This is a genomic window from Vibrio sp. Vb1127, assembly GCF_033338735.1.
Classification (GTDB): domain Bacteria; phylum Pseudomonadota; class Gammaproteobacteria; order Enterobacterales; family Vibrionaceae; genus Vibrio; species Vibrio alginolyticus.
Map to the genome: position 1 here is coordinate 244550 of NZ_JAWOTF010000004.1, position 19689 is coordinate 264238.

Here is a 19689-nt window from a genome sequence, read left to right on the forward strand (position 1 = left end):
ACGTCAGCTTTGCTTAAAGGCGTGAAGCCGCAGCATATCGCTTAAGTAAATCAGGCACATCTAGAATTAATGCAATATGGCCATCGCTAGTAATTGTCGCACCAGCCATACCTGGAGTGCCCTGTAATAGATTATCGAGTGGCTTAATAACCACTTCTTCTTGACCAATAAGCGTATCCACAACAAAACCAACGCGCTGGTTACCAATCTGTACAATCACCACGTGACCGTGACCAGTACGCTCTTGGACGTTTTGCGATTTGGATGCCAACCAGTTTTGTAAGTAAAATAGTGGGATAGATTTCTCACGCACAATAATCGTCAGCTGACCATCTACCACGTTTGTACGACTAAGATCCAAGTGGAAAATTTCACTCACCGAAGCCAATGGTAGAGCAAAAGGATGACCGCCAACACCAACCATCAGAGTCGGTAAAATCGCTAACGTTAGTGGTACTTTGATCGTAATCTTAGTGCCCTTGCCTAGCTCAGAATCGATATCGATTGAACCGTTTAAGGTATTGATCGCCGTCTTAACCACGTCCATACCCACACCACGACCAGAGATGTCAGAAATTTTATCTTTACTTGAGAAACCAGGTGCGAAGATAAGGTTGAAGCACTCTTTATCTGTTAAACGTGCCGCCGCATCTTCATCCATCATGCCACGCTTCACCGCGATGCCACGCAGTTTGTTCGGGTCCATACCGCCACCATCATCTACGATGGATAGTTCAATATGGTCCCCTTCTTGCGATGCTGACAAAATCACTTTACCTGTGCGTGATTTGCCTGCCTTCGCGCGTGCGTCTGGCATTTCAATACCGTGATCAACCGAGTTACGCACCAAGTGAATCAACGGATCGGCCAATGCTTCTACAAGGTTTTTATCGAGATCGGTTTCTTCACCGCGCATTTCTAGCACGATGTCTTTATTTAGGTTACGAGCCAAGTCACGGACAACGCGTGGGAAACGGCCAAACACTTTCTTAATTGGCTGCATACGCGTTTTCATTACCGCGCCTTGTAGATCCGCAGTTACCACATCAAGGTTAGCGACCGCTTTGGACATCTCTTCGTTGTCGCTATTCAAACCAAGGCTTAGTAGACGGTTACGCACCAATACGAGCTCACCCACCATGTTCATGATGGTATCAAGCGTCGAGGTATCAACACGAACGGTTGCTTCAGCCTGAGGTTTTTTAACCGCTGGTGCTTTGGCTTCTTCTTTTACCGCGACTGGTTTAGATTCTGGCTTTGGTGCTGGCGCTGCTTGAACAGGTGCAGGCTTAGCAACAGGCTCAGGTTTCGCAGGGCTTTGCTCTACGTTTGCTGAAGCAGGCTTCGTTGCCATGTCCAATTCTTCTAGCGTTGGGCCTTTACCTGAACCATGTAGCTCATCGAGTAACTTTTCGAACTCTTCGTCCGTCATTAAGTCACTGTCTTGATTTGATGAAGATGCCACTGGAGCGGAAGGCTCTGCCGCTTTAGGTGGCTCTACTGGTACGGATGCAGATGCAGCAGCCTCTGCCGTAGAAGGGCTTTTTCCTACACCGTGCAGTTCATCGAGTAAGCGTTCAAACTCATCATCAGTGATATCACCACTTTCAACTGATGGTGCACTCGATTGAGGCGGTTCAGATGGCGTTGTAGGTGTCGCAGACATTGAGGTGCCTGGCGCTGAACCTTTACCATGAAGCTCATCAAGTAGCTTTTCGAATTCGTCTTGGGTAATTTCATCAACAGAGCCGACACTTGATGGTGCTGACGGCGCAGCAGGTTCTTCGATGATAGGCTCGGGAATAATAGGCTCTGGAGTAGCCACTGGTTCTTCAACTACGGTTGCCGCTACTTCATCTTCTGACTCAGGTTTGCATAGACGATGAAGTTCTTCAAGAAGCTCAGGGTCCGCAGCTTCTAACGGCTCACGATCTTGAACAGCCTGGAACTGGGTATTAACCGTATCCAAGGCTTTTAGCATCGTATCCATTAAGTTTTGCGTTACCGTGCGTTGACCGTTTCGTAAAACGTCGAACACGTTCTCCGCACCATGACAAGTATCGACTAGCTCTGCCAATGAAAGGAAGCCGGCACCGCCTTTTACGGTATGAAACCCTCGGAAAATAGCATTAAGTAAGTCTTTGTCTTCTGGGTTATTTTCCAATTCAACCAACTGCTCAGAAAGCAGCTCGAGAATTTCCCCAGCCTCAATGAGAAAGTCCTGAAGAATATCTTCGTCTAAATCGTAGCTCATACGTTACCTTTAAAATCCAAGACTGGACAACAAGTCATCGACTTCGTCCTGCGATGAAACCGCATCTTCTCTCAGTTCTGGATGAAGAATCGGGCCTTCGGCTTCGCTTGTTTGTGTATTCTTTTTATCTGCCGGTTCTGACAAAACTTGAATATGTTCTTCAAGTTTATTTCCAGAGAATACGGTTAGGATTTCCACTAAGCGGCCTTCAACTTCATTAACCAACGTAATTACGCGGCGAATGATTTGGCCAGTTAGGTCTTGGAAGTCTTGCGCCATGAGAATTTCGGTCAATTGGCCGCGCAATTCAGTGCTGTCACCTTCGACTTGCACTAATAGCCCGTCGATTCGGTGGCACAGTGCTTTAAATTCGCTTAATTCTATGCGCCCGTGCATGAGTTCATTCCATTGAGGACGAACTTTTAGAAGGCAATCATGCAGGTTGTCAGCGATAGGAAGGCAGCAGTCGACCGCATCCATTGTTTTGTTGGCTGCAAGCTCTGTCTTCTCGATCACATAATTGAGACGATCCCTAGCGTTAGGGATTTCGTCTTTCGCAATTTCGGTCATGCGCTGATCGAGACTGAACTGCTTGAGTGATTCGTGAAGGTCTCGAGTTAACGCTCCAATTTCTTGCAGCATTGGGTTATCGGCACCTTCGTAGATCGAGGCAACAAGCATATTGGCTTGGTCTTGTTCCCCGTTTTCTAGCATTTGAACGAGTGACTTCGCCTGCTCTAGTGAGATCATTCTGAATAGACCCTTTTACGTTTAGTTCTTCTTATCACTTTGAAAACGCTAAACGAGTCATTTAATAGGTATTTAATAATTGGTATGAATGACTCGAATAACAAAGAGAAAGAGAGAGTTATAAACGCTCGAAAATTTTATCTAATTTTTCTTTTAATGTTGCAGCAGTAAATGGCTTAACAATGTAGCCGTTTACACCTGCTTGAGCAGCTTCAATGATCTGCTCACGCTTCGCTTCAGCCGTGATCATTAGAACTGGCAGATGCTTAAGTTCTGCATCCGCGCGGATGTGTTTAAGCAAATCGATGCCTTGCATACCTGGCATGTTCCAGTCAGTTACAACAAAATCGAAGTCACCTTTTTTCAGCATTGGTAATGCGGTTAAACCATCGTCCGCTTCTTGAGTGTTATTGAAACCCAAGTCACGAAGCAGGTTTTTAACAATACGGCGCATTGTTGAGAAATCATCAACAATAAGGATCTTCATGTTTTTATTCAAAATTGCCTCCACTGAATCGTAAAATCAGTGTTTTTAGTCATTTTGTGTCCACGCACTGAGCTTGGTACGTAAACGTTGCATCGCTTGACTCAGTATTTGACTTACGCGAGATTCGCTTACGCCTAACACATCGCCAATTTCTTTCAAATTGAGTTCTTCATCATAATAAAGCGAAAGAACCAAAGCTTCACGCTCTGGAAGCTGTTTTATTGATTCAACCAGTGCTTTTCGAAATGATTCATCAACTACCCCTTTGAATGGGTTGCTGTCATCGGTTTCATCCGCCGGTGAAATCACATCATCAGAAACGCCTAAATCTTCAATACCGACTAATTTTGAGCAGTTGATATCGGTAAGAGCACTATGATATTGATCCAGTGTCATACCGAGATGCGTGGCTACTTCAGAATCAGTAGGATCTCGATTTAATTCGCCTTCCAGCTCCGCAATCGCTTGGTTAATCTCTCGATTATTTTTATGAACAGAACGCGGTACCCAATCGCCTTTACGCATGTCATCTAACATTGCGCCACGAATACGGATACCTGCATAAGTTTCAAAGCTCGCACCTTTAGAACCATCATAATTCTGCTGAGCTTCGATAAGACCGATCATGCCGGCCTGAATTAAATCCTCTACCTGAACACTCGGCGGTAAACGGCCTAGTAGGTGGTGAGCAATGCGCTTAACCAACACTGAATAACGTTCAATGAACGCCTGCTGGCTATTAAATTTGCCATGTTGGTCATAGGTTATCGCTTTATTCACCAAAAGGGTCCTCTGCGAATTCGGTACGATTTAGCAACCTTTCCACAAAAAATTCCAAGTGTCCACTTGGTGTTTTCGGTAGTGGCCACGTCAACGCTTTGTTTGCTAGTGAGCTGATAGCTAAAGCGGCAGGCGAGCGTGGGAACGCATCAACGACAATTTTTTGTCTTTTTACAGCCTGTCGTACTTTATCATCTAATGGAATACATGCTACGAGTTCAAGGCTAACATTCAAGAATCGCTCTGTGACTAGTGTCAACTTTGCAAACAATTCTCGCCCTTCACGGTAGCTTCTGACCATATTTGCTACAACTTTAAAGCGTTGAACTTGGTGTTCTTTACTCAACAGCTTGATTAATGCATAGGCATCTGTGATTGACGTCGGTTCATCACACACAACTACAACCACATCTTGAGCTGCTCGCGAAAAACTGATTACCATGTCAGAGATACCAGCAGCGGTATCAATCAGCAGGACATCCATTTCGTCTTCAAGACTACCAAATGCTCGGATGAGTCCGGCATGCTGAGCGTGAGAAAGCTCTGTCATGCTCTGTGTGCCAGAAGTTGCAGGAATTATCTTTATACCATAAGGCCCTTCGACAATCGCATCTTTTAGCTCACATTCACCCGCTAAGACATGTCCTAGATTACGTTTTGCACGAATTCCGAGCATCACGTCCACATTGGCCAGACCTAAATCAGCGTCGAGAACCATCACCTTCTTGCCTTGGCGAGCCATACAAATCGCCAGACCCAGTGTTACGTTTGATTTCCCCACACCACCTTTGCCGCCAGTAACAGCAATCACTTTGGTCAACGATGGTTGTGTTAAGCGACGGAGGCCGCTTGCTTGATCGTGTATCATATTCTCAGTCATAGTAGTCCGCCGCCTTAGAGTCCTTCACTGTCACTGTTCCAAAAGTGAGGTTCGTTCTCTGTCGACTTCTCTAACAGTTCATTTGCTTTCGCAAGCATATATTTTGGTTGCGCTATCACAATGTCTTCTGGTACGCGCTGACCATTAGCGATGTAAGCTACTGGCATTGCGTTTTGAATCACTACACTGATGAATTCGCCTAGGCTTAATGACTCATCAAGCTTCGTCATAATACAACCCGAAAGTGGTATACGTCGGAAGTGATCCAGCGTTTCTTGTAGAACACGACGTTGTGCGGTAGCCGGCAAAACAAGGTAGCTGTGAATCACTTCTCCGCTCTCTTGCATTAGAGTGTCGAGCTGCTCGGAAAGCCTCACATCTCGTTGCCCCATCCCTGCCGTATCGACCAAAATCAGTCTTCTGTTTCTTAGCTGATATATAACATCGGCTAACTCGTTAGAATCTTTAGCAACTCTTACGGGACAACCCATGATTCTTCCATAAATTGAGAGCTGCTCATGTGCACCTATGCGATATGTATCTGTTGTCACAAGGGCCACATTGTCGGCACCGTATTCCATGGCTGCGCGTGCTGCGAGTTTCGCTACGGTCGTTGTTTTCCCAACCCCCGTCGGACCCAACAATGCGACTACGCCACCACGTTTTAAAATGTCCTGTTTAGGAATATTGATTTGGTCCGCCACCAGCGACAATAACGCTTTCCACGCTCGCGCTGGCTTTGTATCTTCCGGGATGTAACAGGCCATCTGGTCTGCTAACTCCGGAGAAACGCCCATTCGCTCTAAGCGCTTAATCAGCATTGCTCTTAGCGGCTCACGGCGTTCTACTTCTTGCCACATCAGGCCAGAAACTTGGTGCTCCAACAGACGACGAATTGACGTCATCTCTTCGCGCATGCTTTCTAGCTCATCGGCCGATTCGTCACGCTCATCACTTGGGCGACGTCGGTCATAGCGCGTCGGGTCCAGCTTGGGCGTCGGACGTTCAAATCGATTGTCCTGTGCGATTAGCTTCGCCAAAGGTGAATCTGGTTGATATGGCGCTGGCTTTTCTTGGTTGTAGCCGTCGCGATGCTTATTTTGGCGTTGCAGCAAAGCAGAGAGCGAATCTTCATTTTCCGCTACGTGGTCGTCAGCATCTGCTGCACCACCGCTATATTGCTTAAGCATATTAGCGAATCGCTGCGTCATTGAGCCTGTTTTTTCATTGTTACTGTTATTACTGTTCAGGCTAATTTTATCTTCATCTAAATGACGATCTTGGTAACGATCAGCAGAAGACGATGACATTTGACGATGTTCGTTATAGCGATTCGTTTGAGAAGCACCGCGATTTTGCTGTGACGCTGCGCTTGCTTGAGACGGATTAGATTCACTATCTATCGCCGCAACAATCGCTACTCCACCAGCCACTTTCTTGTTTGACATGATCACCGCTTCCGCGCCTAACTCCTCTTTCACTTGGAGCAGCGCCGTTCTCATGTCTTTGGCAAAAAATCGCTTTATTTTCAAACTATGAATCCATTAATGATGCGTGAGATCAGTTACCCACGGCTTGCACAATTCTGATCTGTTTTTCATCCGGGATTTCTTGGTAAGACAGTACCCGGAGATTAGGTATTGTGTTCTTCACAAATTTAGCCAACGTCGAGCGTAATACACCGGAAGTAAGCAGAACGGCAGGTTCGCCTTTCAGTTCTTGTTCCTGTGTCGCTTGGCTTAGTGAAGACTGCAATCGCTCAGCGAGTCCCGGTTCAATCCCCGCGGATTCGCCTCCTGATGCTTGCATAGTTTGATGCAATATTTGTTCCAGTTCGGGTATCAAAGTAATCACTGGTAGCTCAGGCTCTATACCATTGATTTCTTGAACAATTAGGCGTTTAAGACTAATTCGAACTGCTGCCGTCAATATGTCAGCTTCTTGACTCTTACTTGAGTACTCAGCCAAAGTTTGAACAATCGTGCGAATATCGCGGATTGGAATGGCCTCGTTTAACAAGTTTTGTAGGACTTTCACCACCACACCTAATGGTAATTGGTCAGGAACAAAGTTCTCGACCAACTTAGGCGCGCTGCGTCCCAACATTTCTAATAAATTCTCTACTTCTTCATGGCCAATTAGCTGTGATGCGTTGTTGGTCAATAGCTGGCTTAGGTGCGTCGCTAATACCGTTGATGAATCAACAACCGTATAACCCAGAGCCTGCGCGTGCTCTCGCTGATCTTCTCGGATCCATACGGCTTCCAGTCCAAAAGCAGGGTCAATGGTTGGCTCACCATCAATCATGCCATACACCTGACCTGGGTTAATCGCTAGCTCTTGATCCGGACGAATCTCTGCTTCGCCCACCGCAACCCCCATCAATGTAATTCGGTAACTGTTTGGGGTCAGCTCAAGATTGTCACGAATATGAACCGCTGGAATTAGGAACCCAAAATCTTGCGATAACTTTTTACGCACGCCTTTTACGCGCTCTAACAGTTCCCCACCTTGGTCTCTGTCCACCAAAGGGATTAAGCGATAACCGACTTCCAAGCCAATAATATCGACTGGCTGGACGTCATCCCAAGACAGTTCGCGCTGTGAGGAAGGTTCTGTACCTTCGTCTGCTGTTGCTGGTAAAGCGGGCTCTTTCGCTTTCTGCTTCTGCCGTTTGTCGATGAAATATGCCGCTGCACCGGCCGCGACTGCCAGGCTCAAAAACGCAAAGTGTGGCATGCCCGGTACGATGCCCATCACACCAAGAATAGCCGCAGTAATCATCAGCGCTTTTGGGTTGTCGAACATCTGGAAGACCAGTTGTTCCCCCATGTCTTCATCGGTGTTTTGGCGCGTCACCATCATTGCCGCTGCAATCGACAGCAATAGCGATGGGATTTGTGCGACCAAACCATCACCGATTGTCAGTAAGGTATAGATTTCAATCGCTTCACCGAAACCCAATCCATACTGCGCCATACCGATCGACAGACCGCCGACGATGTTGATAAACAGAATCAAAATACCGGCAATCGCGTCACCTTTTACGAACTTCGAGGCACCATCCATCGAGCCATAGAAATCCGCTTCTTTGGTCACTTCAAAACGACGAACTCTTGCCTGCTCTTGGTCTATCAATCCGGCATTCAAGTCCGCATCAATCGCCATTTGCTTACCCGGCAACGCATCAAGCGTAAAGCGAGCACTTACCTCAGAGATACGACCCGCACCTTTGGTCACCACCATAAAGTTGATGATCATTAAGATGAGGAAAACCACTAGGCCGACCGCGTAGTTACCACCAATAACGACGTTACCGAACGCCTCAATTACGTTACCTGCCGCATTACCGCCTTCATGACCATGCAGTAAGACGACACGAGTCGAGGCAACGTTCAAAGCCAAGCGGAGCAACGTGGCGATCAGCAATACCGTTGGAAAAGCAGCGAAGTCCAAAGGGCGACGTGTGTAAACGGTCACTAACAACACCACCATCGACAGCGCGATGTTAAAGGTGAAGAACATATCCAGCAAAAATGCTGGAATCGGCAGTACCACCATCGCTAGGGTGGCCAAAACCATCACCGGAGCACCAATAGCTGGCATTTCACGTTGAGGGATTCGTGGCAATTTATCTGCAAACGGCAGGCTTAACTTCATACTGCGAGAGATCTCAATCGATTGAAGCGTCACGTAAGCTCTTACTATTAATACGCGACCGCTTTAGCCTAAAAGTTTAGGTAGGGTTGATAATTAAAGCGTTTTAAGCAATCTATGTACCAGAATTAGCGCCAAAATAATGACTAAACACTCAAATAGAGCTTAGCTTTTGATCAAACGAGCTTTTTTAAGGCTTTACCGCTTTTCGTATCAATGGCGGTGTTCGGGTGGGATTGGCAAATCATAATCTTGAATTTTGGGACGCTGTCCACCTCGTTTTCGGTATTGCTTCAATTGGAATACAAATGCCAAAACCTGAGCGACGGCAGTAAATAACCCATCGGGGATCTCTTGCTCGAGTTCTGTCGTGTGGTACAACGCACGAGCCAAAGGTGGTGCAGGCACAATCGTAATGTCATGTTCGCGGGCGACTTCTCGAATCTTCATCGCCATGTGGTCAGTACCTTTAGCGATCACGACTGGCGCACGGTCTGTCTTCTGTTTATAACGAAGCGCTACCGAGAAGTGCTCTGGGTTAGTAACAATAACATCAGCTTGAGGAACATCCGCCATCATTCGACGTTGAGCCGCTTCCCTTTGCAACATACGAATACGGCCTTTCACTTCCGGCTTACCTTCAGTCTCTTTGTATTCGTCTTTGACTTCTTGCTTCGTCATTTTTAACTGATCAGCGTGCTGCCAGATTTGAAATGGAATATCGATGGCAACCACAATCAATAGCGAGCAACTGATCAGCAAAATAAAGTTCAGCAAAATATCTAAAGCATGGAAGATGTTTTGCGGATACACATCCATGCTCAATTGAATCAGATCGGCCTGCGATGCTTGGATCAAATAGATGGCGACACCAGTGACCAGAACCACTTTAAGGATTGATTTGATCAACTCTACCCAGCTTTGCATTCCAACCATTCGCTTTAAGCCGCTAAGCGGATTCATTTTCGACAGCTTGGGCATGGCCGCTTGGGCAGAAAAACTGATTCCTCCCACACCTGCTGCTCCAATCATGGCAGCGGTAAACAATGTCGCTAACACCAAAAATAGTGGGAACAACAAATCACTCATCGCGCCCAAAGCGATATCAAACAGTTTTGCAGTATCGAAAATCTCTTCTCGTTGAAGATCAAATAAACGGCTCATTATGGAAAACAATGAACGTGCTAACGCCTCGCCAAACCACATCAATGAAATGGCGCCAACGATCAGCACAGATGCTGATGCCAGCTCTTTAGATCGAGCGACCTGCCCCTTTTCTCTGGCTTGTTGTAACCGTCGGGGCGTGGCTTCTTCGGTGCGTTCCTGACCGTCTGATTCTGCCAAATCTTAGCACTCCAAGCGAATAAGCCGACAAATCTGCGCCTCACCCACTGTCCAGAACATTTCATAATGACTGTATAGACCAGCCAGTATGTACCAACAAAGTAATAGACCCACCATCAAAGCAAAAGCAAAACCAAGCGAGAAGATATTCAGCTGTGGTGCGGCACGGGTCATTACACCAAACGACAAGTTAATGGTCAGTAGCGCAATAATGCCAGATAGAGACATACTCAGTGCCGTTTGGAACATAATACCAAGCCAGCCTGCCATTTCACGGAAATCAACCGCGTTGAGCGAGCCGGAGCCAATCGGCAAAGTTTTAAAACTGAACACCACCAATTGCAGCATTTTTAAGTGTCCATCGGTGGCAAGGAAAAACATTGTCGTTAAGAACATGAATAACTGGCCAAGCAATGGCGTGTTCTGACCATTTGCGGGATCAACCATAGAAGCAAAGCCCAAACTTGATTGCATACCCAATATTTGACCAAGTAGGACAAAGGTTTGAATCATAAATTGAGTAACCATACCCATCGCTATGCCGATGATCATTTGCTCGGCAATGGTCATGAAGCCACGAAACGAGAGTAGCTCAATGTCTTGAGGTACGGCGGGGATAGCTGGCATGACAGCGAAAGTGATGGCTAAACCGAGGTAAAGGCGGATTCTTGGCGAAACAAATCGGGCCCCGGTTACTGTCATCACCATCAACATGGATGAGATACGAACATAGGGCCAGAAGTAGTTTGCGATCCAATCTAAGACAACGCTAGTGGGGTACTCCATAGGCGCCTCTAATAAAGCACCTGAGGTAAGCGTTCAATCAAGCCATAGAAATATTCCATCAACATTTGCGTCATCCAATGCCCAAACAGCATCAGGGCCAAAAGCGTGACAATCAAACGCGGTAAGAAGCTCAATGTTTGTTCGTTGATGGATGTCGCAGCTTGAAAAATCGCGACTACAAGGCCGATAAGCAAGCTTGGGATGATAATAGCGCAGACCATGATAAGCACCATCCAAAGTGCTTCACGGAAAAGCTCGACAAACATTTCTGGTGTCATGTCTTATCCTCTATCTGCGCTTATCTAAAGGGCAAAGCTGCCCGCAAGTGTCGAGAGTATCAAGTTCCAACCATCGACCAATACGAACAACATCAACTTGAACGGCAACGAAACAATCATTGGTGACAACATCATCATACCCATTGCCATCAGTACCGAAGCGACTACAAGGTCAATAATCAAAAACGGCAAGAAGAGCATAAAGCCAATTTGGAATGCAGTTTTTAGCTCTGAGGTGATAAAAGCCGGAATCAACACCGCCATCGACACATCTTCTGGATTCTCGACTTGCTCTCCTGACATGGTTACAAACGTCTCCAAATCTTTGATTCGGGTCTGTTTAAGCATAAATGCTTTCATTGGCGCTTGTGCAGCATCAAACGCTTCTCGCGCCGTAACTTGCTCGTTCAAATAAGGCTGAACAGCTTTGTCGTTGATTTCGTTCAGGACAGGAGACATAACAAAAAAGGTCAAAAACAGCGCAATACCAATAATGACCTGATTAGAAGGCGTTTGTTGCAAACCCATTGCCTGACGCAATATCGACATCACCACTACAATTCGAGTGAACGAGGTCATCAGAATCACCATGGCAGGCAAGAAGCCAAGCATGGTCATTAACGCTAAAATTTGTAGTGTAACCGAGTAGTCTTCACTGCCATCAGGGTTCGTGGTCATGGTGAATGCTGGAATACCACCGCCACTAGAAACGGACATAGCACGGCTAGCACCAGTATCACTTTGCATAGCCTGAACTGTAACACCACTTCCATCGGTTAAGTTATCTGGCAGCGCTGACTCCTCTGCTTCAGCAAAGGTAAATGAAGAAAACAGCACGCCGACAAAAAGTAACAACGTACTCAGGAGCAAACGAATTGGATTACCCTTTGTCATGTTTTTTGATCAGCTGGCTAAATTGAGTCGCAAAAGCATTGGTCGCCAACTCTTCCTCTTTCAGTGGCTTATCTAACTTGGCTAAAGTTTGGATCGATTGGCTAGTAATCCCAACCAAAAACTGTTCTTCACCCACTTGAACTACTGCGATTCTTTCTTTTGTACCCACTGGCAACTGACTCACTATACGCAAGCCCTTTTGTTGTCCCATCGCTGGCACTTGCATACGTTTCAGCAACCAAGCCAGCAAAAGAATCACGCCGATTACAAGCACAAGCGAGCCAAGTGTCGTCGCAAGATCCAGATTATTTGGTGCGGCAGCAAATGCATAAGGAGCACTTAGCATTAAGCTCAGTGCTCCAGTGATTTGCTTCAATCGCATTTTGATTGAACGACTCATCTTAACGCAGCTTCTTAATTCGTTCAGTTTGGCTGATCACATCCGTCAAACGGATACCAAACTTATCGTTGACGACCACGACTTCGCCGTGAGCAATCAAAGTACCGTTAACCAATACGTCGAGCGACTCACCGGCTAGACGATCCAACTCAACAACCGAACCTTGGTTAAGCTGCAACAGGTTCCGAATGCTAATTTGAGAACGACCGACTTCCATCGAAATCGTCACCGGGATATCCATAATAGTGTCGAGTTTACGACGCTCATCTTCGCTAATTGGGCTTGAAGTGTCTTTTAGCTCTTCCAGTGGCGCAGCCAATACTTCATCTACGTCTACAGAATGGGCAGACGGGTCTTCGCCAAGAGCGGCTGCCCATTCGTCTGCTAGCTTTTGATCGTCACTTGGTTCCATTTTTCTATCCTGTGTTACGCCTAACTCATGCCATAGCATGTCTGTTTAATAAGGTATCTTAATGGTCTATATCGTCTTCACTCTCAAGCTCGGACATGATGTCTTTACCTAAGAAAGCTAAATCTGTTTTGACGACATGTGGGCGCTCAATTTCCTCAGAAATTTGCACCGCTAATTTGTCTTCCGATCGACCCATTTTTACGCGATAGGTCGGTAGGTCTTCCACAAACATCGTCGCATGTTCTGGCATTTCAATCGGGATGATATCGCCCGGTTGCAGCTCCATGAGATCACGCAAAGAAATGTCTTTTTCGAGCAAGTTCACGCGGAAGTTAACCGGACAATCCATGATCTCTTCACGTAGTGCTGAGCTCCAGCGAACGTCCGTTTCCATCTTGTCGGACTGAACACCTGCATCCAATAGTTCACGGATAGGCTCAACCATGGAGTAAGGCATAACGACATGAAAATCGCCGCCACCGCCGTCAACTTCTATATGGAAGGAACTCACGACAATCACTTCTGTCGGGCTGACAATGTTTGCCATACTTGGGTTTACTTCAGAGTCGAGATATTCGAACTCTACCCCCATCACTGGCGACCACGCTTCTTTATAATCTTCAAATACAATTTTCAGTAACAACTGAATGATGCGGCGTTCCGTTGGGGTAAATTCGCGGCCTTCGATTTTGGCGTGGAATCGACCATCACCGCCAAAGAAGTTTTCTACCAGAATAAAGACTAAACGAGCCTCCATGGTGATCAACGCAGTGCCTTTTAACGGACGAAAACGCACCATGTTCAAACTGGTTGGCACGTACAATGTGTTCTGGTATTCACCAAACTTCATCATCTGCACGCCATTGATCGACACCTCTGCCGTTTTACGCAGCATATTAAACAGACTAATACGCATGTGCCGTGCAAAGCGCTCGTTGATAAGTTCGAGCGTCGGCATTCGACCACGTACGATTCTGTCTTGCGACGAGAAATCAAAATTGACGGCACCCTCAGTGTCGTTTTCTATCGGTTCATCGACGTCATCAACATCGTCAACCCCATGCAATAGCGCATCAATTTCGTCTTGGCTTAATAGATCGGTCACGTTTTACCTATTGAATAACAAAATCTGTAAACAGTACTTTTTCAATCACTGGCTTACCGACCGCAGCATTCAGCGCTGCTTTGATATCTTCGGAAGCACGATCGCGCAATTCCACTCGTCCTGTAGGAGAGCGCAATTGATCAACCGTCGCGGAAGCAAACGTTGATAGCATAGAGCTTTCAATCAGTGGCGAATGATACCGCGCCAACTCTTCATTTTCTGCACCGCGAACCATTAACTGCGCTTTAATTTGAACCAACCTATCGCGGCTATCCCCAGTAACGTTAAATACAAATGCCTGAGGAAGATTCACATACGCGATGGGCGCAGCATCCGATGCCTTCACTTGAGCCTGTTGAGACGATTCAGCCTGAGCAGGTTCATCAGAGCCCATTAGAAAAAATGCCGCTGCCCCGCCACCAAGTAGTAATACTACAACAGCGATGATGATGATAAGTAACTTGCTTTTTCCTTTCGGCGCATCGGCCCCTTGTAACTGTTCTTCTGCCATTCTTGTCTCTTATTGTTCTTTTGAGTTACCAAGACGTTTTAGTGAGTTGCTTGGTAACCGTATGCCATTGCCGTTAAACGGCCTTTTATGCGTAAAAACTAATTCCATCACGCTTTGAAGCGACATTCAAATCCAGGTTGACATCAGATTCAAAACCCTCTTCGGACTGTCCAGAAAAACCGCCACTTTGCGCGCTTTGACCATGTTGTTCAGCAGTATACCTACCTTGCTGTTGCCCGCTGTTTTGTTGCTGGACGGAAGAATCAGCCAGCTGCATACCTTGTTGCGCTAGCATTTCTCTCAAACGAGGGAGCGTCTGTTCAATAATGTCACGAGCTTGCGGGTTGTTCACTGTAAAATGTACATTGGCAACGTCGTTATTCATGGTCATACGAATTTGCATACGACCTAACTCTGGTGGATCAAGACGAATATCGAGATTTTTCAGATTCTTCGACATCATCATTTGCACTTTTTCCGCAACTTGCTCGTTGGCTAGCTCTTTAGTTAGTTGCAACGGAAGCTGAGCTTGTTGTGCAGCATCAATACGCGCTTGTTGCTGTACATTAATTCCTTGCTGACCTGCCATAGCCTGAAGCTGTCCAGCGAAACCGTGTTGGAGGTCCGGCTTATCTTGTTTATCAGCAGTCGCCTTTAGCGCACCAGTCGCCAATGCTGCGTTCATCACTTTCTGGCTAATCTCTCCGTCTTTCACACCTTGAAGCGACGTCGGCACTTGCGCGGCTATCAACGTATCAGGCGTTGGAGATAATGCGACTTTATCTCCACTATGAGCAGTTTGTGGCTGGGGTACTTGAGCCGCTGTATGCTGGATTTGCTGAGACACTGCCATAGGTCCAGCCTGGCGAGTTAAATTATGTTGTACTTGTTGCTCTGCGAGAATCTGTTTAATGTCATTAGGGAGCGCAACAAATTGGGCAAGGTCTTGATCAGGAATATCCGCCGTGATCCTTCCTTGTTTCAACCCTTCAATGATCTGAGCTTCTTGCTGAGTCAGTGGTTTTCCTTGCGCCAACTTAGTATCTATAACTTCAAGCTCATCCAAGGAGACTCGTGGAAGCGCGTCGATGTTGGAACCATCAACGTCTGTTAACAACGGCGACAGATCATTAGCTACTTCACCACTGACTGCGCTCTTATCCGTCGGATGGCTGGCTTGTTTCGCTAGCTCTTGCCAAGCAGCAAACTCAGGCGAAAGTTTGTCGACATCGATAGGTTGACCATTCTTATCTAAAATTGGCTCTAAGTCTTGTCCTGGGATCATCTGTGCTTGTTCAAGCGAATGAACTGATGGCGTTTCATTCAAAGCCAGCTCATCAAGGTGTGTCGAAACGGTTGCTTGCTCGTGGAACGAATGCACTAAATTCGCGCTCTGAGGCAAAACTTTGCCACTATCGATGGATGCATTACTCGCATTCAGGGTTTGATTCGCTTGTTCAATTCGACCAAGAAGCTGTTGTCCTTCGCCCATCGTGCTTTTTACGTCCACTGTATTTGATGGGTTGCTCGTATCGATTGATGTTGATTTCACTTTTTCAATAGCTTCAACATCATTCTCCAAAGGTGTGCTGTTACTCGCCTTTTGTAAACTTGCTTCTTCACTTAAGGTTGCATTCGGTTTGTTTGCTGATATTTCATCAAAACCATGGGTCTCGTCACTGACGGATTCTTGGCTTTCTTGCGCCAACAATTCGTCCGAGACGTTAGCAGAAGAAGTACTGCCTACATCCGCTCTTTCTTTTTCTTCAACCACTGTCGATTCTGTTGCTACTTTTTCGGGCTTTTGTTTACCAGCAAACGCATCGGTTAACGTTTCTAAAAATCCCTTGCTCTCAGTGCTCTCTGCGGACGCTTTAGCGGACACATCAGAAACTGGCGTCTTGGTAGTCGCAGATACATGGGACAAATTCACACTCATTTAGAAACTCTCGTTCTCGTGGCTCTGAGTATATCGCTGGCAGGCAGCAATACTGGCGGCAAACTAAGGTCAAAAAGACCCGACACTGACAGCTAAAATGCAAAAATCACACCACAATATTGGGCCAATTCTCGGCAAGCTAATAGATGGCATGTTTATGGAACAAACATCAACAATACTATCCGATAACCTGGTTCCTAACATGATGTACAGCTACTTGATTGACTTTGAAAAACGATAAGCGTAAACAGACACTTGGCTTAACAATTAAGGAATCACTTTGAAGATCACAGAATTACGCCAATATAGAATCAGAGCAGGCAAAACAGAACAGTGGCTAAGTTGGATGAAGGAAGAACTGTTGCCCTATCAACGCTCACAAGGCATGCGTGTACTGAATACTTACGTCCACACTGGTGATGATGGACATGACTATTTTGTTTGGCTTCGAGAGTTCGACAATGAACAAGCACGCCAGGCTCTCTACGAAAAAACATACAACGAGTGGTGGGTTCGCGAGATTCGACCGAAGGTATTTGAGCTAATTGAACAAGACTCAATCAAAGTTACCTTACTTGAAACGGTAGAGATGTAGTCAACTGCAACACCGTAATGCAACATCGAACCGATAACCTTTAGAAACGATGTGGTTTTCGACTGTAAAGTAAGGTGGAAAACTCGTCCATTTGCTTTTGTTCGCGCTTAGCTTCAGCAAGTTGTTTCTCTTTTTCGCGTTTGTCTATCATCCACTCATAGGATTTGCGTTCTTTACGCACGGTTAACCAATATTCTTTACAGTTTTCAACCTGCTCTTTGAAATGACTTTCTGCTTGCTTTTGCTTAGATAAAGTTTCATCTAGCTGGGTAAGGAATCGATTTAGGTGTCCATATTGACTTGCCGTTAGGCCCGCCTGACCACGGTCGACGAGTTGCTGGCAATAATCAAGCCGATACTTTTCAATTTGTTCAACCTGACGGTAATAATCTTCGAGTTCAGAACGCGCTTTGTTCAGTGCAAGCACAGCTTGGTCTTCACGATCCTTAGTTTGCTCAAGTAGAAACTCCATCGCATTATTCACGCGCTATCACCCGCCCAAAATGTTTCTAAGCATATTGACGCACATATCGTATGGCACCGATTCTTTCATGCTCTGCTGCAAGTATTCGTCTAACTTCGGTTTCAAAGTAAATGCGCCATCAATAGCAGGATCGGTACCCGGTTTGTACGCTCCAATCGAGACCAAATCTTGATTCTTGCGACAAATAGACAAGATCTGTCGCACCGCTTTTGACATCAGAACGTGCTCTTCGGTCGTGATTTGCGGCATAACACGGCTCACCGACTTCTCGACATCAATCGCCGGATAATGGCCTGCATCCGCCATTTCACGAGAAAGTACAATATGGCCATCAAGAATGGCTCGCGATGCGTCCGCTATCGGATCTTGCAAATCATCCCCTTCGGTCAACACGGTAAAGAACGCCGTAATCGAGCCTTGTTCGGCACTTCCATTACCCGCTCGCTCAACCAGCGCTGGCAGCTTGGCAAATACAGAAGGCGGGTAGCCTTTCGTCGCTGGCGGCTCACCAACAGAAAGTGCGATTTCACGCTGTGCTTGTGCAAAACGAGTCAACGAGTCCATCAATAGCAGAACATCTAACCCTTGGTCCCGGAAGTATTCAGCAATCGTTAATGCCGTTTGGCACCCCTTTAAGCGCATTAGAGGTGAAGCATCGGCAGGCGCCGCGACCACCACTGAGCGGCGACGACCGTCCTCACCCAAGATCTCTTCGATGAACTCTTTAACTTCACGTCCACGCTCACCTATCAGGCCGACGACCACAACCTGTGCGGTGGTGCCTCGCGTCATCATGCCAAGCGTGACCGATTTACCCACACCAGAACCTGCAAACAGACCGATACGCTGACCTTTACCAACCGTCAACAAACCATTGATGGCTTTTAGGCCAACATCGAGCGGTTCAGAAATTGGCTTTCGAGCCAACGGGTTGATTGGTTCGGCATTAAAAGAGGCACGGTGATCGGTATACAAAGGGCCAAGTCCATCAAGTGGATTCCCAACCCCGTCTATCACGCGCCCAAGTAACTCCATGCCGACAGGCAAACCAGCGTCACTGGTTAAAGGGGTGACTCTCGCGCCAGGTAAAATGCCCGTAATTTGTTCGCTTGGCATTAAAAATAGGTTGTCACCTGAAAAGCCGACAACCTCGGCTTCCATCTGACCTGACATGGTTTCCACTAAGCATAAACTGCCAATTGGTGCGCGACAGCCGGTCGCTTCCAACGTTAACCCAACCACACGCACCAGTTTGCCAGAGGCGACAGGACGCGTCGTAATGCCTTCAACTTTGTAGCTTTTTAAGCGGTCAGAGAGTGCTTGCATGGATTACTCGCCCTCTTGATGACGGTTTGCGCCACAAAAGCTGTGCAATACGCTTTTGACGCGTTCTTCCATGCGATAATTAATGCTTGATTCACCGGCTTCAATCTGGACGTCACCTCGATTGAGCGATGGCTCAGCAACTAACGTCCAGTTGCGACAATCAAGGTCTTCTTCACCATAAGCTGAACGAATAATAGCGACATCTTCTGGATTCAGGTGCAAGGTAATAGGGTGGCCTGATATTGGTAGCGCCTCGACCGACTGCTTCACTGTATCTAAAATAATTTGAGGGTTGGTTTGTACTTCAACGTGCACCACTTCTTTGACTAAGCAGAGCACCATATCCACCAGCTGCTTTTCAACCTGAGCATTCATCAACTCCAAAGGTTGAGCAAACTGATTGGCCAAGTTCATAAAAGTTTCAACTTGCTGCTGAATGTATTCTTGCCCTGCAGTTACCCCTTCAGCTTTTCCGAGCTCGAGACCTTCAGCATGGCCGGCTTGCAACCCTTCTTCTTTACCTTTGTCGTAACCTTGCTTAAAGCCAGCTTCCTGACCTTGATGTAAGCCTTCTTGATAAGCACCTTGCTTAATCAGTTCAATTTGCTCTTCGGTTAGCGCAAGTGGCTGCTCTTCTTCAGGCTCATCAAAATTCGGCACCCATCCCGGGTCATAGTTGAACGCGGTTTGTTTTGCTTGTTTGGCTTTAGGCTCGCCATAATCAGGCAGCCCCCAACGTTGAGGTTCGATCATCGAATCATCTTCATCAGGACGGATAAATCCACGTTTTCTATCGCCAGCCATGGG

Annotated in this window: 20 protein-coding genes; 1 reads left to right on the forward strand and 19 read right to left on the reverse strand. The window is 46.6% G+C overall.

Annotation, left to right across the window (positions count from 1 at the left end; all coding sequences use genetic code 11):
- Window positions 1-13 precede the first annotated feature (13 nt).
- The 16 genes from R7H07_RS09005 to R7H07_RS09080 all read right to left on the reverse strand — a co-directional run bounded on the left by R7H07_RS09005 (window position 14) and on the right by R7H07_RS09080 (window position 16477).
- A complete protein-coding gene (locus tag R7H07_RS09005) occupies window positions 14-2254 on the reverse strand; it encodes a chemotaxis protein CheA (RefSeq protein WP_005384459.1) in 2241 nt (746 codons plus the stop codon).
- Between the two features lie 9 nt (window positions 2255-2263).
- A complete protein-coding gene (locus tag R7H07_RS09010) occupies window positions 2264-3004 on the reverse strand; it encodes a protein phosphatase CheZ (RefSeq protein ID WP_005380502.1) in 741 nt (246 codons plus the stop codon).
- 118 nt (window positions 3005-3122) lie between these two features.
- On the reverse strand, window positions 3123-3491 hold the full coding sequence (cheY, locus tag R7H07_RS09015; protein WP_017635949.1) for a chemotaxis response regulator CheY: 369 nt from the start codon (window positions 3489-3491) through the stop codon (window positions 3123-3125).
- 45 nt (window positions 3492-3536) lie between these two features.
- On the reverse strand, window positions 3537-4271 hold the full coding sequence (locus tag R7H07_RS09020) for an RNA polymerase sigma factor FliA (RefSeq protein WP_005380499.1): 735 nt from the start codon (window positions 4269-4271) through the stop codon (window positions 3537-3539).
- A complete protein-coding gene (locus R7H07_RS09025) occupies window positions 4264-5151 on the reverse strand; it encodes a MinD/ParA family protein (protein ID WP_005380498.1) in 888 nt (295 codons plus the stop codon). Before R7H07_RS09025 ends, R7H07_RS09020 begins: the two co-directional genes overlap by 8 nt.
- Before the next feature lie 14 nt (window positions 5152-5165).
- Complete coding sequence (gene flhF / locus R7H07_RS09030) at window positions 5166-6683, reverse strand: flagellar biosynthesis protein FlhF (RefSeq protein ID WP_025767171.1); 1518 nt, start codon at window positions 6681-6683, stop codon at window positions 5166-5168.
- Window positions 6684-6711: 28 nt separating this feature from the next.
- Window positions 6712-8811 (reverse strand): flagellar biosynthesis protein FlhA, encoded by a 2100-nt coding sequence (gene flhA, locus R7H07_RS09035; RefSeq protein WP_025998722.1) that lies wholly within the window; start codon window positions 8809-8811, stop codon window positions 6712-6714.
- A 210-nt stretch (window positions 8812-9021) separates the two neighbouring features.
- Window positions 9022-10152, reverse strand: a complete 1131-nt coding sequence (flhB, locus tag R7H07_RS09040) for a flagellar biosynthesis protein FlhB (RefSeq protein WP_005380490.1) — start codon at window positions 10150-10152, stop codon at window positions 9022-9024.
- 3 nt (window positions 10153-10155) lie between these two features.
- A complete protein-coding gene (fliR, locus tag R7H07_RS09045; RefSeq protein ID WP_005384463.1) occupies window positions 10156-10938 on the reverse strand; it encodes a flagellar biosynthetic protein FliR in 783 nt (260 codons plus the stop codon).
- Window positions 10939-10946: 8 nt separating this feature from the next.
- Complete coding sequence (gene fliQ / locus R7H07_RS09050; RefSeq protein ID WP_005380488.1) at window positions 10947-11216, reverse strand: flagellar biosynthesis protein FliQ; 270 nt, start codon at window positions 11214-11216, stop codon at window positions 10947-10949.
- A gap of 24 nt (window positions 11217-11240) precedes the next feature.
- The gene (fliP, locus tag R7H07_RS09055) at window positions 11241-12110 is read right to left on the reverse strand and encodes a flagellar type III secretion system pore protein FliP (protein WP_053306691.1); all 870 of its coding nucleotides are present in this window, start codon (window positions 12108-12110) and stop codon (window positions 11241-11243) included.
- Window positions 12097-12510 (reverse strand): flagellar biosynthetic protein FliO, encoded by a 414-nt coding sequence (fliO, locus tag R7H07_RS09060; protein ID WP_005380480.1) that lies wholly within the window; start codon window positions 12508-12510, stop codon window positions 12097-12099. The genes fliP and fliO overlap by 14 nt, the downstream gene beginning before the upstream one ends.
- Before the next feature lies 1 nt (window position 12511).
- Window positions 12512-12922, reverse strand: coding sequence for a flagellar motor switch protein FliN (fliN, locus tag R7H07_RS09065; protein ID WP_065274748.1), 411 nt, complete (start codon window positions 12920-12922; stop codon window positions 12512-12514).
- 58 nt (window positions 12923-12980) lie between these two features.
- Window positions 12981-14027, reverse strand: a complete 1047-nt coding sequence (fliM, locus tag R7H07_RS09070) for a flagellar motor switch protein FliM (RefSeq protein ID WP_005380478.1) — start codon at window positions 14025-14027, stop codon at window positions 12981-12983.
- Window positions 14028-14034: 7 nt separating this feature from the next.
- The gene (gene fliL / locus R7H07_RS09075) at window positions 14035-14538 is read right to left on the reverse strand and encodes a flagellar basal body-associated protein FliL (protein ID WP_005380477.1); all 504 of its coding nucleotides are present in this window, start codon (window positions 14536-14538) and stop codon (window positions 14035-14037) included.
- 85 nt (window positions 14539-14623) lie between these two features.
- Complete coding sequence (locus R7H07_RS09080) at window positions 14624-16477, reverse strand: flagellar hook-length control protein FliK (protein WP_033907109.1); 1854 nt, start codon at window positions 16475-16477, stop codon at window positions 14624-14626.
- A gap of 280 nt (window positions 16478-16757) precedes the next feature.
- On the opposite strand from R7H07_RS09080, the gene R7H07_RS09085 reads away from it, so the two are divergent.
- The gene (locus R7H07_RS09085) at window positions 16758-17072 is read left to right on the forward strand and encodes an NIPSNAP family protein (RefSeq protein WP_033907108.1); all 315 of its coding nucleotides are present in this window, start codon (window positions 16758-16760) and stop codon (window positions 17070-17072) included.
- A gap of 40 nt (window positions 17073-17112) precedes the next feature.
- Here the strand turns inward: R7H07_RS09085 and fliJ are convergent, their stop codons facing one another.
- From fliJ to fliH, 3 genes are read right to left on the reverse strand one after another with little or no spacing between them, the layout of a single operon-like run.
- Complete coding sequence (gene fliJ, locus R7H07_RS09090; protein WP_005380474.1) at window positions 17113-17556, reverse strand: flagellar export protein FliJ; 444 nt, start codon at window positions 17554-17556, stop codon at window positions 17113-17115.
- Window positions 17557-17562: 6 nt separating this feature from the next.
- Window positions 17563-18882: a flagellar protein export ATPase FliI gene (fliI, locus tag R7H07_RS09095; RefSeq protein WP_206960008.1), complete on the reverse strand. Its 1320-nt coding sequence runs from the start codon at window positions 18880-18882 to the stop codon at window positions 17563-17565.
- Window positions 18883-18885: 3 nt separating this feature from the next.
- On the reverse strand, window positions 18886-19686 hold the full coding sequence (gene fliH, locus R7H07_RS09100) for a flagellar assembly protein FliH (RefSeq protein WP_005380472.1): 801 nt from the start codon (window positions 19684-19686) through the stop codon (window positions 18886-18888).
- Window positions 19687-19689 lie beyond the last annotated feature (3 nt).